The 14185-nt window shown below is 74.6% G+C and carries 15 protein-coding genes; 6 read left to right on the top strand and 9 right to left on the bottom strand.

The window, feature by feature from the left end:
• Positions 1-41 precede the first annotated feature (41 nt).
• A complete protein-coding gene (gene meaB, locus ACFYWQ_RS09360) occupies positions 42-998 on the top strand; it encodes a methylmalonyl Co-A mutase-associated GTPase MeaB (protein WP_389514263.1) in 957 nt (318 codons plus the stop codon).
• Positions 999-1014: 16 nt separating this feature from the next.
• Here meaB and ACFYWQ_RS09365 read toward each other — a convergent pair whose 3' ends face one another.
• Positions 1015-1440 (bottom strand): hypothetical protein, encoded by a 426-nt coding sequence (locus ACFYWQ_RS09365; protein WP_389514265.1) that lies wholly within the window; start codon positions 1438-1440, stop codon positions 1015-1017.
• A 177-nt stretch (positions 1441-1617) separates the two neighbouring features.
• On the opposite strand from ACFYWQ_RS09365, the gene ACFYWQ_RS09370 reads away from it, so the two are divergent.
• Positions 1618-5355 carry a helix-turn-helix domain-containing protein gene (locus tag ACFYWQ_RS09370; RefSeq protein WP_389514267.1) on the top strand — a complete coding sequence of 1246 codons (3738 nt, stop codon included), beginning with the start codon at positions 1618-1620 and terminating at the stop codon, positions 5353-5355.
• 79 nt (positions 5356-5434) lie between these two features.
• On the opposite strand, the gene ACFYWQ_RS09375 is transcribed toward ACFYWQ_RS09370, so the two are convergent.
• The gene (locus ACFYWQ_RS09375) at positions 5435-6196 is read right to left on the bottom strand and encodes a PepSY domain-containing protein (protein WP_389514269.1); all 762 of its coding nucleotides are present in this window, start codon (positions 6194-6196) and stop codon (positions 5435-5437) included.
• A 130-nt stretch (positions 6197-6326) separates the two neighbouring features.
• Between ACFYWQ_RS09375 and ACFYWQ_RS09380 the strand changes: the two genes are divergently transcribed.
• Positions 6327-6995, top strand: a complete 669-nt coding sequence (locus ACFYWQ_RS09380) for a response regulator transcription factor (RefSeq protein WP_389514271.1) — start codon at positions 6327-6329, stop codon at positions 6993-6995.
• Positions 6992-8476 carry an ATP-binding protein gene (locus ACFYWQ_RS09385; RefSeq protein ID WP_389514275.1) on the top strand — a complete coding sequence of 495 codons (1485 nt, stop codon included), beginning with the start codon at positions 6992-6994 and terminating at the stop codon, positions 8474-8476. Before ACFYWQ_RS09380 ends, ACFYWQ_RS09385 begins: the two co-directional genes overlap by 4 nt.
• Positions 8477-8525: 49 nt before the next feature.
• Here ACFYWQ_RS09385 and ACFYWQ_RS09390 read toward each other — a convergent pair whose 3' ends face one another.
• From ACFYWQ_RS09390 to ACFYWQ_RS09405, 4 genes are all read right to left on the bottom strand, one after another.
• Positions 8526-9002, bottom strand: coding sequence for a MarR family winged helix-turn-helix transcriptional regulator (locus ACFYWQ_RS09390; RefSeq protein ID WP_389514277.1), 477 nt, complete (start codon positions 9000-9002; stop codon positions 8526-8528).
• Positions 9003-9094: 92 nt separating this feature from the next.
• Entirely contained in the window at positions 9095-9898 is an 804-nt protein-coding gene (locus ACFYWQ_RS09395; RefSeq protein WP_389514279.1) for an AIM24 family protein, read from the bottom strand.
• A complete protein-coding gene (locus tag ACFYWQ_RS09400) occupies positions 9895-10545 on the bottom strand; it encodes an AIM24 family protein (RefSeq protein ID WP_389514281.1) in 651 nt (216 codons plus the stop codon). The genes ACFYWQ_RS09395 and ACFYWQ_RS09400 overlap by 4 nt, the downstream gene beginning before the upstream one ends.
• A 1-nt stretch (position 10546) precedes the next feature.
• Positions 10547-11179, bottom strand: a complete 633-nt coding sequence (locus ACFYWQ_RS09405; protein ID WP_389514444.1) for an AIM24 family protein — start codon at positions 11177-11179, stop codon at positions 10547-10549.
• A 241-nt stretch (positions 11180-11420) separates the two neighbouring features.
• Here ACFYWQ_RS09405 and ACFYWQ_RS09410 point away from each other — a divergent pair, with 241 nt between their 5' ends.
• Both ACFYWQ_RS09410 and ACFYWQ_RS09415 read left to right on the top strand, forming a co-directional pair.
• Positions 11421-11765 (top strand): DUF3817 domain-containing protein, encoded by a 345-nt coding sequence (locus ACFYWQ_RS09410; RefSeq protein WP_389514283.1) that lies wholly within the window; start codon positions 11421-11423, stop codon positions 11763-11765.
• Positions 11762-12064 carry an MTH1187 family thiamine-binding protein gene (locus ACFYWQ_RS09415; protein WP_385061596.1) on the top strand — a complete coding sequence of 101 codons (303 nt, stop codon included), beginning with the start codon at positions 11762-11764 and terminating at the stop codon, positions 12062-12064. Before ACFYWQ_RS09410 ends, ACFYWQ_RS09415 begins: the two co-directional genes overlap by 4 nt.
• A gap of 351 nt (positions 12065-12415) precedes the next feature.
• On the opposite strand, the gene ACFYWQ_RS09420 is transcribed toward ACFYWQ_RS09415, so the two are convergent.
• Genes ACFYWQ_RS09420 through ACFYWQ_RS09430 form a run of 3 tightly spaced genes read right to left on the bottom strand, consistent with a single transcriptional unit; the run spans position 12416 to position 14029 of the window.
• Positions 12416-13069, bottom strand: a complete 654-nt coding sequence (locus ACFYWQ_RS09420; protein ID WP_389514285.1) for a TetR/AcrR family transcriptional regulator — start codon at positions 13067-13069, stop codon at positions 12416-12418.
• Positions 13066-13254 carry a hypothetical protein gene (locus ACFYWQ_RS09425; RefSeq protein ID WP_389514288.1) on the bottom strand — a complete coding sequence of 63 codons (189 nt, stop codon included), beginning with the start codon at positions 13252-13254 and terminating at the stop codon, positions 13066-13068. Before ACFYWQ_RS09425 ends, ACFYWQ_RS09420 begins: the two co-directional genes overlap by 4 nt.
• Positions 13205-14029, bottom strand: a complete 825-nt coding sequence (locus ACFYWQ_RS09430) for a hypothetical protein (protein ID WP_389514291.1) — start codon at positions 14027-14029, stop codon at positions 13205-13207. Before ACFYWQ_RS09430 ends, ACFYWQ_RS09425 begins: the two co-directional genes overlap by 50 nt.
• Positions 14030-14185 lie beyond the last annotated feature (156 nt).

Below are 14185 nucleotides of genomic sequence, written 5' to 3' on the forward strand. Positions count from 1 at the left end.
ACTGGCCACCGGTACGCCCCTACGTCCCGAACGGAGCTGTGATGCAGGACGTCTCCTCGCTGGTCGCCCGGGCCAGGGAAGGCCGGCCCCGGGCCGTGGCCCGGCTGATCTCCCTGGTGGAGGGGGCGTCCCCGCAGCTCAGGGAGGTCATGGCGGCCCTGGCGCCGCTGACCGGCAACGCCTACGTGGTGGGCCTGACCGGCTCGCCGGGCGTGGGCAAGTCGACGTCCGCCTCGGCGCTGGTGACGGCGTACCGCAAGCGGGGCCGGCGGGTCGGCGTCCTGGCCGTCGACCCGTCGTCGCCGTTCTCCGGCGGGGCCCTGCTCGGCGACCGGGTCCGGATGGCGGAGCACGCCTCCGACCCGGGCGTCTACATCCGCTCCATGGCGACCCGCGGCCACCTGGGCGGCCTGGCCTGGGCGGCCCCGCAGGCGATCCGCGTCCTGGACGCGGCGGGCTGCGACGTGATCCTGGTCGAGACGGTCGGCGTCGGCCAGTCGGAGGTCGAGATCGCCTCCCAGGCGGACACGTCCGTGGTCCTGCTGGCCCCCGGCATGGGGGACGGCATCCAGGCCGCCAAGGCCGGGATCCTGGAGATCGGCGACGTCTACGTCGTCAACAAGGCCGACCGGGACGGCGCCGACGCCACCGCCCGCGAACTCCACCACATGCTCGGTCTCGGCGAGGCACGCGGCCCCGGCGACTGGCGTCCGCCGATCGTCAAGACGGTGGCGGCCCGCGCCGAGGGCCTCGACGAGGTCGTCGAGGCCCTGGAGAAGCACCGCGCGTGGATGGAGGAGCGCGGCGTCCTCGCCGAGCGCCGCCGCGCCCGCGCCGCCCGCGAGGTCGAGACGATCGCCGTCACCGCCCTGCGCGAACGGATCGGCGACCTGCACGGCGACCGGCGGCTCGGCACCCTGGCGGAGCGGATCGTCGCCGGGGAGCTGGACCCGTACCGGGCGGCCGACGAACTGGTGGCGGGGCTCACCGAGGGGTGAACCCCGCCCGCTCACCTCAGCGCTTGCAGATGCGTACGACGCTCTCGCTCACACCCGACTTGGTCCAGAGCTTCATCGAGGTGATGCCGCCGGTCCTGTTCGTGGTGAACGAGAACGAGCCGTGCGCCTGCCCCTCGTCGGCGGTGAGGTCCCTGCCGCCGACGTAGGCGCTGCCCGCGTACGCCTGGACGAACGCCTTGGTCGGGCGCAGCCAGGTCTCGTCGTCCCACACTGTGAGGTTCACCGTGGCGGACCGGTTCGTCCACGAGACGGTCGCGCGGGCCCCGCTCTTGGGGCCGCCGACCGAGCAGGTCGTCGTGTGCGCGGACCGCACCGGCTCCCGCGTCGCCGACAGCGCCGGGCCGGCGGCCGTGGTGGCGAGGACCGCCGCCACCGCCGCCGCGCCCACCGCGCACCTGATCCGCATGCTCTTTTCGGGCATGGACATGCCTCCGTTCTCTGCTCGGATGGAAGGGACGGCGGGCCCCCGGATCCGTCACCCAAAGTGCTGATCCGGCCCGCCGACACCACCGTGCCCGCCGCCGGACCGGCAGGCTAGATCCGGCGCGTACCCCATCCCGGGACCGCCGGAATACAGGCCCTGAGCTGGGGGAACGCGGTGCATGAGGAGACGGTCGCGGAGGACTTCGCGGAGGCGATGCGGCGGATCCGCCGCGAGCGGGGGCTGTCACTCTCCGAGCTCGCCAAGCGGGTGAACTACAGCAAGAGCCACCTGTCGAACGTCGAGCACGGCCGCAAGCGCCCGCACCGCGAGCTCGCCGCGAAACTGGACGCGGCGCTCGGCTCCGGCAGCACCCTGCGACGCCTGTGCGAGACACCGGGCGCCCTGCCCGGGCAGCGCGCGACCCCGTGCCCGTACCGCGGCCTCGACCACTACGGCAGGGACGACGCCCGCTGGTTCTTCGGCCGGGAGAGGGCGACGACCGCGCTGGTGGACCGGGTCGCCGAAGCCGTCCGCACCGGCGGCGGGCCCGTCGTCGTGTTCGGTGCCTCGGGGTCCGGCAAGTCCTCGCTGCTGCGGGCCGGACTGCTGCCCGCCGTGACGGAGGGAGCGCTCCCTGGACCGGACGGCCGGCCGTGGCACGGCGTCGTCATGACGCCCACCGCCCGCCCGGTCGACGCCCTGGCCCGGACCCTCGCCGGGCCTCTCGACGCCGGTGAGGCCGCGCTCGCCGGGCGGATCCGCGCCGGGGCGGCGCCGGCGGAGGCAAGCGGACTGCTGCTCGTCGTGGACCAGTTCGAGGAGGCGTTCACGCTCTGTCCGGACCCCGCCGAGCGGGCCGCCTTCGTCGACGCCCTGTGCGCGCTGCCGCTCGTCGTGATCGCCGTACGCGCCGACTTCTTCGACCGGTGCCTCACCCACCCGGCGCTCGTCGGCGCCGTCCAGCGCCGGCCGATGGCGCTGGGCGCGATGAGCCGCGACGAACTCGCCGCGTGCGTGACCCGGCCCGCCGGACTGGCGGGACTGGAGATCGAACCCGGCCTCCTCGACGTCCTGCTGCACGACCTCGACCCGGCCGGCCGCGGTCACGAGCCCGGAACGCTGCCCCTGCTGTCGTACGCCCTGCTCGCCACCTGGCAGCAGCGCACCGGCCGGCGGATCACGGTGGCCGGGTACCGCCGGACCGGCGGGATCCAGGGGGCGATCGCCGCCACCGCGGAGCGGACGTACCTCGATCTGTCGCCCGTGCAGCGGGACGTGGCACGGCAGCTGACGCTGCAACTGGTCCGGGTCGGGGAGGAGGGCGCGGACAGCAGACGGCACGTGGAGCGGGACCGGCTGGTGGCCGGGGCCCAGGAGGTGCTGGAGGCGTTCACGCGGGCACGGCTGTTCACCGTCGACGGCGACCGGGTCGAGATCACCCACGAGGCGCTGCTGCGGGCCTGGCCGCGGCTGGCCGGCTGGATCGACGCCGACCGGGAGGGGCTGCGCACGCACCAGCGGCTCACCGAGGCCGCCCGCGCCTGGGCCGACGCCGGCCGGGTGCCCGGACTGCTCCTCCAGGGCGCCGCGTTGGCGGTGGCCGAGCAGTGGGCGGCCGATCATCCCCGGCGGCTCACCGCGGCCGAGCGCGCGTTCCTGGCGGCCGGCCGCCGGGAGGCCGACCGCGGGCTGCGCCGGCTGCGGCGGGCGCTGGCCGCCCTCGCCGGGCTGCTGGGGCTGCTGCTGGTCGTCGCCTCGGTGGCGTTCGAGAACGGGCAGGAGGCGCGCCGGCAGAGCGACCTGGCGACGCGTCAGGCACGGGAGGCCGAGGCGGTCGCCCTGACCGAGCGGATCAGCGCCCTGCGCACCGCCGACCCGGCCCTCGCCGCCACCCTCTCCGTCGCCGCCCACCACCGGGCCCCGGGCCTGCCGGCCGCCCGCGGCGCGCTGCTCAGCAGCACGGGCCTGCCCCACCCCACGCCACTGCCGGGCAACGACGCCACCGTCTCGGCGTTCGCCTTCGGCCGGGACGGGACCACGGCCGTCGGCACCCGCCAGGGAGTGGTACGGCTGTGGCGCGGCGCACGGATGACGGGCGAGGTGCGGCTCGGGGCGCGGCACGCCGTGTGGGGGCTCGCGTTCGCGGCGGACGGACGGAGTCTCGTCGTGGCGGACACGGTGGAGACCCGGGTGTGGCGGGTCGACGGGCGGTCCGCCCGGCCCGGCGGGGTGGTGTGGGCGGACGGCGGAGCGCGTGACGCCCGGTTCGCGCCCGACGGGCGGACCCTCGCCGTGGCCGGCGCGGACGGGGCGCTGCGGCTGTGGGACCTGACGGACCCGGACCGGCCGCGCGGACCGGTCGTCCACCGGGTCTCCGACCGCGCCCTGTACTCCGTGTCGTTCAGCCGGGACGGCTCCCGGCTCGCCACCGGGGGCGAGGACGGGCGGGCCACGGTGTGGGCGCGCGGCACGCGCCGCCTCGGGTACGAGGTGGCCGGCAGCGTGTCCTTCACGGGCGCCTCGGTCGGCGAGGCCGCGCTCAGCCCCGACGGCCGGCACCTCGCCGCCGGACTGTCCGACCGCGACGTGTGGATGTGCGCCCTGGACCGCGGCGGCCGCTGCACCGCGAGGACCCGGACGGGACAGCGCGCGGAGGGCTACACGACCGGGATGGCCTACAGCCCCGACGGCTCCCTGCTCGCGGTCGCCGGGGAGGCCGGGGGCCTGCAACTGCGCCACCCGCACACCGGGTTGACGCTGACCACCCTCGCCCACCCGAACGGGTTGCAGTCCGTGGCCTGGGGCCCCGGCGGCCGCGAACTGTACGCGGGGGCCGCCGCCGGCGGCACCGCCTCCGTCTGGCGGCTGCCGCTGCCGCTGCTCCTCGGCCACGCCGGCCAGGTCTACGCCGTCGCCCTCGACGACGCGCACGCCCGTGCCGCCACCGCCGCCCTCGACGGCACCGCCGCGCTGTGGGACGTACGCGATCCGGCCCGCCCCCGGCGCCTGGCCGGCCTGCCGCACCTCGCGTGGGTGTCCGCCGTCGCCTTCGACCCGACCGGCACCCGGCTCGTCACCGGCGCCTGGGACGGACGGATCACCCTGTGGGACGTACGGCGCCCGGGCGCCGCCCGCGTCCTCGACCACGTCACCGTCCACCGGCAGGCCGTCAACGACGTGGCCTTCGGACCGGACGGCGGGCAACTGGCCAGCGGCAGCCGCGAGACGGGGACGCGGCTCTGGGACGTCTCCACCGGCGGCCGCCTCACCGAACGCGCCCGCCTGGACGGTGCCAAGGGCGTCCAGGCGGTCGCCTTCGGGCTCGGCGGGACGGTGCTCGCGACGGCGGAGGCCGACCACGCCGTACGGCTGTGGGACACCCGGGGACGGGGGCGGCCCCGGCCGCTGTGGGCGCGGGCCCGCCACACCGCGATGGTCACCGATGTGGCCTTCGCCGAGCGGGGCGCGCTGCTCGCCTCCGGCGGCCGGGACGGGGCGGTCCTGCTGTGGCGGCTCGACCCCGACGGGGCCCGGCACCGGCCGTCCGGCGACCCGCGGCCGCTGCTCGGCCACACCCGCCACATCGCCGCGCTGGCCTTCGCCCGGCGCACGGGCACGCTGCTCACGGCCGGCGAGGACGGAGCGGCGCTGCTGTGGGACGTCGGCCGTCCCGGGCCGGTCCTGCGGGAACGGCTGGACAGTCCCGGTGAGCCGTTCGGCGACGCGGCCGTGAGCGCGGACGGACGGACCGTCGTCACGGCGGCGGGCTACACGGCACGGGTGTGGACCACGGGCACCGAGGAGGCCGAGCGGCGGGTGTGCGCGGCGGCGGGGGCGCCGCTGACGGAGGACGAGTGGCGGGTGCGGGTGCCCGGGATCGGTTATCGGCGCACGTGCGCGGAGGGGGACTGAGGGGGGCGGGGCCGAGGGGGCGGGACCGAGGGGGCGCGCGGGTGCCGGCGGTCCGCGCGTTCCCTCTTCTGGCGTCGGGTCAGTCGTCGTCGTGGTCGTCGTGGTCGGCGGTGAGGTCGCTGCCGTCCGTGTCGTGGGCGTCGTGGGCGTCGTCGGCGTCCGTGTCGTGGCGGTCGGCGGTGACCTCGGCGTTCTTCAGGCCGACGGTCCAGTCGTGCTCCCGGCCCGCGGAGTCGGTGGTCTCCACCTCCCAGCTTCCGGTGCCGTCGTCGTCCAGGTCGACCGAGGTGACGACGCCCCGCGCGGCGGCGGCCTCGGCGGCCTGCGCGGCCGTGACGCCGGCGCCCTTCAGCAGGCGGCGCTCGCCGGTGTCGTCGGCGTCGGCGTCGTCGTCGCGGTCGGTCTCCGTGCCCAGGATCCGGCCGTCCGACGGGTCCACGCGGACGGTGTAGGAGGTGGTGCCCTCGCCGAGGACGTCGACCTCCCAGCCGGGGCCGCTGCCGCTGCCGGTGCCGTCGTCGTCGAGCTCGACGGAGAGGGCCGTGCCGGGCCGCGCCTCCAGGGCCGCGGCGACGGCCTGGGCGGCGGTGAGGCGGGCGGTGCCGTCGTCGGCCTTCGCGGTGCCTTCCCGGGACCGCGAGTCGCTCGTCCGGACCTGCGCGTCGCCCGCCTCGGCCCCCGTGCCGCGCACCTCGGTCCCTGTGCCGCTCACTTCTGCCCCCGTGCCGCGCACCTCGGCCCGCGCTCCGGTTCCGGCGTCGTCGTCCGCGAAGGCGACGGCCGTGCCCGCGCCGATCACGGCGGTCGCGGTGACGGCGGCGATGACGAGCTTGCGCTTCATGGTGGTTCCTCCCGTTACAGGTCGATCGCACCGTTTCGGCGCGACGGGAACCACCTTCGCCGACCGACGCTGAGAGGAACCTGAAGCCACCTGAAGATCCCTTCAGCTTCGGTTTGCGACGCTGAGGGGCATGCGACTGTTGATCGTCGAGGACGAGAAGCGCCTCGCCCTGTCCCTCGCCAAGGGCCTGACCGCCGAGGGGTACGCCGTGGACGTCGTCCACGACGGCCCGGAAGGCCTGCACCGGGCGGGCGGGACGCCGTACGACCTGCTCGTCCTCGACATCATGCTGCCCGGCATGAACGGCTACCGCGTCTGCGCCGCCCTGCGCGCCGCCGGGAACGACGTCCCGATCCTCATGCTCACCGCCAAGGACGGCGAGTACGACGAGGCGGAGGGCCTCGACACGGGCGCGGACGACTACCTGACCAAGCCGTTCTCCTACGTCGTCCTCGTCGCCCGGGTGAAGGCCCTGCTGCGGCGGCGCGGGCAGGGCGCCGGGGCCTCGCCGGTGCACGTCCACGGCGCGCTGAGGGTGGACACGGCCGCGCGGCGGGTCTTCCTGCGGGACGAGGAGGCCGCGCTGACCGCCAAGGAGTTCGCCGTCCTGGAGCAGCTCGTGCTGCGGGCGGGTGAGGTGGTGTCCAAGGCGGAGATCCTCGACCACGTCTGGGACTTCGCCTACGACGGCGACCCCAACATCGTCGAGGTGTACGTCAGCGCGCTGCGCCGCAAGCTGGGCGCCGGGCTCATCCGGACGGTCCGCGGCGCCGGGTACCGGCTGGAGACCGGGCGGTGAGGCGGCGGCTGGACTCCGTGCGGGCCCGGGCCACGCTCGGCGCGACCCTCGTCGTCGCCGTCGCGCTGGTGGCCGCCGGGACCGCCGTCCTGCTGTCGCTGATGTCCAGTCTGAGCGGCCAGGCGAGCACCCTGGCGGAGCGGACCGCGCGGGAGGTCGCCGCCGAGCTGGCCGCCGGGCTGCCCTACGGACAGTTGTCCCTGGACGACGACGACCGGCCCGTCCAGGTCGTCGCCGAGGACGGCACCCTGGTCGCGGCCGGGGAGGACCTGCAACGGATCAGCGGCACGGGCACGGACGCGGTACGCCCGACGGCAGCCGCGCCGCCCGCCCGGGACGGCGAGGACGGCGAGGACGGCGAGGACGGCGACGACGTCGGCGACGACGCCGGGGAGGGCGGCGCGGACGGCAAGGACGGTGGGGAGGGCGGGGACGGCGGGGAGGCTCTCGAAGCCGGGGAGATCGGCGACGAGACCTCCTACTCCGACGGCTCCGCCACCGTCGACGGCGACACCGCCGACTACCGCTTCGCCACCGTGTCCGTGGAGACCGGCGACCGGGGCACGCTCACCGTCCACGCCGGTGCCCCCCTGTCCGCCGAACGGAGCGCCGTCGGCGCGGCCCTGACCGTCATGCTGATCGGCTTCCCGCTGCTGCTCGCCGTGGTCGCGGGCGTCACCTGGCGGGTCACCCGGCGGGCGCTGCGCCCGGTGGAGGGCATCCGGCGCGAGATGGCCGCGATCACCGCCTCCGCGGATCTGGCCCGGCGCGTTCCCGAGCCGGACACCCACGACGAGATCGCCCGGCTCGCCCGGGCGACGAACGAGACCCTGGCCGCGCTGGAGACCGCCGTGGAGCGCCAGCGCCGCTTCGTCGCCGACGCCTCGCACGAACTGCGCAGCCCCATCGCGTCCTTGCGCACCCAGCTGGAGGTGGGTGCCGCGCACCCGGAGCTGCTGGACGTCCCCGGCGCCGTCGAGGACACCGTGCGGTTGCAGAACCTCGCCGCCGACCTGCTGCTGCTCGCCCGGCTGGACGCGGGGGAGCGGCCCGCGGACACGCGGGTCGACCTGGCGGTGCCGGCGCGGGAGCAGGCGGCCGGCCGGGCGCGGGTCACCGTGGACGCGGAGTCCGTGGACGTGACCGGGTCGCGGGGGCAGCTGGGGCGGGTGCTCGCCAATCTGCTCGACAACGCCGAGCGGCACGCCCGTTCGGCGGTCACCGTGGCCGTACGGCGGGAGGGGCGGTGGGCCGTCGTCGAGGTCGCCGACGACGGGGACGGCGTCCCTGAGGCGGACCGGGAGCGCGTCTTCGAGCGGTTCGTCCGGCTCGACGCCGCGCGCAGCCGCGACGACGGTGGGACGGGGCTGGGGCTGGCCATCGCCCGCGACGTGGTCGTACGGCACGGCGGCACGCTCACGGTCCGGCAGGCGTCGGCGGGCGGAGCCCTGTTCGAGCTCCGCCTGCCGGTAGCCGGGTAGCCGGGTAGCCGGGTAGCCGGACCCGAGCGGACGCGGGACGCGAGGGACGCTAGGGGCGTCCTCGCTGGGTGCGCAGGTGGTCCGCGATGGGCTTCAGGGACGTCTCCAGTTCCACGAGCGCCTCGGGGGAGAGCAGGTCGATGAAGTGCCGCCGCACGGACGCCACGTGATGGGGCGCCACCTTCCTCATCGTCTCCAGGCCGTGGTCGGTGAGGACCGCGTACAGACCGCGGCGGTCCGACTCGCAGTTCTCCCGGCGCACCAGGTCGGAGTTCTCCATCCGGGTGATCTGGTGCGAGAGGCGGCTCTTGGACTGGAGGGTGGCGGACGCCAGGTCGCTCATCCGCATCCGCACGCCCTCCGACTCGGAGAGGTTCACCAGGATCTCGTAGTCGTTCATCGTCAGGCCGAACGGCTGGAGGTCCTTTTCGAGCTGATACGTCAACAGCCTGTTGACCTCCAGGTGGGTGCGCCAGGCGCACTGCTCCGCATCGGTCAGCCAGCGCGTGGCCGTGTCGGTCTCCATGATTGAAGTCTACCTAAGAAGTTGAAAAGCTAACTAGTGAGGGCGGTGTGACGGTGCGCACGCGTTCGATGTCACACTCTGCAGACTACCGCTCACAGACCGAAGCGACGCTGGAGGTCCCCCAGCTGTCCGGGAAGGCGCGGTGCGCCGCTCTGCCCGCCGTGCCCGCCCGGCCGTCCGCCGCCGCCGGGCACCCCGGGCTCCGCCGGCACCGCCCCGGTGGCCTGCTCGGCCATCAGGGTCTCGCTCGACTGGAGCAGCACCGTACCGGCCCCCACGAACTCGAACTGGTGCTCCTCGCCGGAGACCCCGCCCAGGCCCGTCAGCGCACGTAGACCGCCCATCACGCCCGTCATGTACCCGTGGTCGTAGTGGTGGCAGGGGGACGGGCAGTCGGCCCATCCGACGAGCGCCTGCGGGTCCACCCGGATGGGCGGTTCCATGAACACCACGGGACCGTTGGACGCGGCCACGAACTTCCCGGTTCCGATCAGCGTCAGGAAGCCCGGAACGATCGACTGCTTCAGCGACAGACTTGGCTGAAAAGCGAGGAGATTGCCCGAGCGAATGGTCAGATTGCCGTCGTCCAGGTCGTACGAGTTCACGTCGAAGGCCCGGTCGGCGAGGAGCATCTTGCCGGAGCCCTCCGCCACGACCCACTCGCTCGCGTGCAGTGGCGAATGGAACGACGTGCGCACCAGGCGGTCCAGCCGGCCGTGCCCGACGCCGTTGAAGTCGATCGAGCCGTAGTAGGCGATCATCTTCCCCTTCTGCAGGAACCACTGGCTCCCCTTGAGCTCCACGCAGAAGGTGTACGCGTTGACGTTGTCGTCGACGGGCAGGGTCGCCGGGTCGAGGACGGTGGGGCCGGTCCCCGGGTGGGGGTAGGTGGTCACAGCTTCTCCTCCGACGCCTGGACGTACACCGCACCACTGCCGCTGAGCTCCAGCTGGAACGCCTCGCCGGAGCCGCGGCCCACCATGTCCCGCCAGCCGAGCGCCGTCGACAGCTTGTTGCGGACGTCGCCGTGGTGGGCGACGTAGGCCTGCGGGTCGACGTGGACCGGGCGCTGCGGGGTGATCGGGATCTCGAAGACGCCGCCGTGGGCCATCACGGCGACCGCGCCGTGCCCCTTGAGCGTCGTGGTGAACAGGCCCTGGCCGCTGATCTGGCCGCGGACCATGCCCATGACGCCGCCCTGGGAGCCCATGAACATCGTGCCCTGCCGGAGCGTGCCCTCGAAGGCGAGCAGCCGGTCCGCCTCCACGTACAGCGTGTCGCCGGTGAGCTGGATGACCTGGACGTGGTGGCCGCCGTGCCCGAAGAGGACGGTGCCGCTGCCCTCGACGGTCATCAGGGGGGTGTCCTCGTCGGCGAGCCGCCGGCCGATCATCGACATGACGCCGCCCTGGCCGCCCTGCATGTTGGGCGTGAAGGACACCTCGCCCTTGTACGCGAGCATCGCGCCGCGCTGGCTGAACAGCCGCTGACCGGGCAGGACGGTCGCCTCGACCATCCTGGAGTTGATCTCACGGAAGGGCATCTCAGACGTCCCCCGCGATCGTGTTGCGCTCGCTGGGCTGTACGTACACCAGACCGTCCCCCTCGAAGCGGATCTGGAAGGCCTCGCCGCCGCCCTCCCCCAGGAACGTGCGGAACGTCACACCGGACTGGAAGGACTGCCGGACGTTCCCCTGGTGCGCGATGTACGCACCGGGGTCGACGGTCAGCGGATACTGCGGGCTCACCCTGAGCACCACCGCCGGTCCGTCCGAGGTGATCGCCGCCCGGCCATGGCCCTCGACGGTGGTCGTGAACAGGCCGTTGCCCTGGGAGGCGCCGCGCAGACCGGTGAAACTCGTCCCCGTCCGCAGGCCGGAGTCCGTCGCGAGCAGGTTGCTCGACTCGACGTACAGCTTGTCCCCCCGGAGATCGACGAGGTTGATCTCGGAGGCCCGGTCCGCGAACCAGCACGTCCCCCGCCCTTTCACCTCCATCACGGTCATCTGCTCGCCGGTGAGCCGCCGCGTCACCATCCCGCGCAGCCCCTCACCGCCGCCGCTCAGCTTCTTGAAATCCATCTGCCCGTCGTACGCGACCATCGAGCCGTTCTTCGCCTTCACGGCGTCCCCGGTCATGTCGACGGCGAGCACCTTGCTGCCTTGGAGTCGGAACATCGCCACGCAGCGAAGGTAGCCGCCGGGCGGCTCCGCCGACAGGTCCCACGGGTGGACTTCGCCCCTGATCGTCCCCTGATGGCCCCCGGAGGGGGAGGAGGCACCGCTCCCTGACATCGGCGACTCCCCCGACGGGGAGGGCGACCCCCGCCCCCGCCCCGCGCCGTTCGTTTGCCACAATGGGCGGACCCTTGTGCGTGCGTTCACAAACGGCCCAGCACATCGACACCGAAGGTGACCCGTGGACCTCAAGACAGCCTCCGCCCTCCGCCGACTGCGCCTGGTCTCCGCCCCGGAGGCCATCTCCTTCCTCCTGCTCCTCGTCTGCTCGGTGCTGAAGCGGACCACGGACTTCAACGCGGTGCCGGTCATGGGCGCGGTGCACGGCCTGCTCTTCGTCCTGTACGTGATCTTCTGGGCGGACGCCTGGAACCGCGCGAAGTGGCCCCTGGGGACCGCGGCCCTCTACCTCGTCCTGTCGGTCCTGCCGACCGGCGGCTTCTTCGCCGACCGCAGGCTCCGCCGTGAGGCCGAGGACGCGGTCATCGCCTCCCGCGCCCGCAAGGAAGGCGTGGTGAACGCATGATCGTCGCCTTCTCCGTCACCCCGCTCGGCGTCGGCGAGGACGTGGGGGAGTACGTCGCCGAAGCCGTCCGCGTGGTCCGCGCCTCCGGGCTGCCGAACCGCACCGACGCCATGTTCACGTCCATCGAGGGTGAGTGGGACGAGGTCATGGACGTCGTCCGGCGGGCCGTCGCCGCCGTGGAGGAACGGGCGCCGCGCGTGTCCCTGGTCCTCAAGGCGGACATCCGTCCCGGCGTCACGGACGGACTCACGTCGAAGGTGGACACGGTCGAACGGCACCTGGCGCACGAGGGGGAGTAGCGGCGCGGGCGCCGGCACCCGCCGCGCGCCCACCGCCCCACGCCGGGCCCTGCCGGGGTACGGGGTGCACCGCCTCACGCCGGGCCCGCCGAGGCTGCCGGGCGGGCGCACCGTCCGCGCCAAGCCCGCGGCCCCGAGCCGGCCCTGCCGCAGTTGCCAAGCCCGCAGCCCCGTGCCAAGCCCGCAGCCCCGTGCCAAGCCCGCAGCCCCGTGCCAAGCCCGCAGCCCCGCGGCAGGCTCGCAGCCCCGCGGCAGGCTCGCCGCCCCGTGCCAGGCTCGCCGCCCCGTGCCAGGCCCGCCGCCCCGCGGCAGGCCCGCCGCCCCGTGCCGGGCCCGTCACGGTTGCCGGGCTCACCGTCTCGCCGAAGCCCGTCGCAGGTACTGCCGTACCGCCCGCTGGGCCACCGGACCCAGCTCCTCCAGCGCGCCCACCAGCACCCCGAGCTGCTCCAGCGCGTCCAGGGCCGCCGTGGCACCCGCCTCGTCGACCCCCTCGTACAGCTCGATGCCGACGAACGAGGCCGCGACCGCGCGGGCCAGTCCCGCCGGGTCCGTGAACGCTCCGAAGGGGGTGCCGGCGAGTACCCGGCGCAGGACCTTCTCGATCTCCACGACCCACACGTCGAGCCCGGCGGCCGTGGCCGGGCCCAGGGCCTCGTGCGTGCGGGCGCCGGCCAGGAGCTGGCCGAGCCGTGTGACGTGGCCGTCGGCCCGTTCCCGCTCGTGGATCTCCCGGCCGAGGGCGAGCAGTTCGGACAGTGAGCCGACCGCCGCGAAGCGGGCCCGGTAGCGCGCCACCGTGCGCTCCGCCCCGTACCGGCAGGCCGCGGCGAGCAGTTCGCCGACCGAGCCGAAGTGGTAGAAGACCAGCGCCTGGTTGACCCCGGCGGCCGCCGCCACCGTCCGCGCCGACGTCCCGGCGATGCCCTGCTCGGTGAGGGTGCGCAGCGCTCCGTCCAGCAGCCTGGTCCTCGTCTCCAGCGACTTGGCGGTCTCCGGGCTCACGCGCGGGCCTCCCCGCGCACGGCGGTGCCGGCGGTGACGGGGCCTCGGGAGTCGAACAGCGGTCCGACGTACCGTTTCACCACGCTGAACGGAGCCCGGCCGGACAGATCGAAAGTGCGCACGAACCCCACGGTCTCACGGCCGGAGGCGCCGGCCTGCGGCACGTCTCCGACGGCGAAGGGCACCGCGCGGCCCGCGCGCGGGGTCCTTCAGGGGGCGCAGGAGGGGACGCAGGACGTACGGCGCACGCCCGCGTGCCGGTGGGGTGCGCCGGCAGCGGCGGGCGGCCGGTGTGCCCGCGAGCGGCGCCTTGAACAGCGCCAGGCACACCAGCAGGCTCAGCATCAGCGGGCTCAGGTACACCGCCGGGAGCGCGTACGGGCCCAGCAGGCCCAGGACGGACTCCAGGCCCGTCCCGGTGGAGGCGAGGGCGATGACGAGGGCGCGCACGGCGAGTTCCGCGAGCCGGCGCAGCAGCGCGCGCTCCGGCGTGATGCCCCGCTCCAGCCACAGCCGCAGCCGGTCGATGGACCAGGCCGTCGCCCAGACCAGCGGCGGACGCAGGACCAGCCGGTCGGCGAGCCCCCCGACGACGGCCCGGCGGGGGCGGTGCTCGTAGGCGGTGAGGAAGCGGACCCCGTCGCCGTCGGGGACGTAGCGCCAGGTGCCGGTGCCTTCGGCGAGCGGGGAGAGCGGGTGCGGGGAGGTGAAGCGCAGGGTGGAGGTCCGGGTGCCGTCCGGGTGTTTCCGCTCACCCGCCGGGACGCCCGTTCCGGCGATCGTCAGGAACGGCGGCACGCGTGTGGAGTAGCGGACGCGCCGGGGCTCGCCGTTGCCCCGCGGGAGGTACTCGATCGCGGTGAAACGCAGGTCCCAGCGCCGGTGCAGCGCCGGGTCGCGCGTGTGTGTCCACAGGTCGTCCAGGTCGGCGCGGATCCGCGTCTCGACGTGGAGCCCCATGCGAACCCCCCAGGTCGGGACGGTGTTTGAGCGATCGCTCAACCACCCGGGAGGGGACGGTACACCCGTTTGAGCGATCGCTCAAACGGGTGGTATCCCACATGGTTTTCAGCCCGCGTCCGAGGGCTAACCTCTCCGAGAATCGATCAAGTTCCG

The sequence above is a fragment of the Streptomyces sp. NPDC003247 genome, assembly GCF_042888135.1.
Taxonomy (GTDB): Bacteria; Actinomycetota; Actinomycetes; order Streptomycetales; family Streptomycetaceae; genus Streptomyces.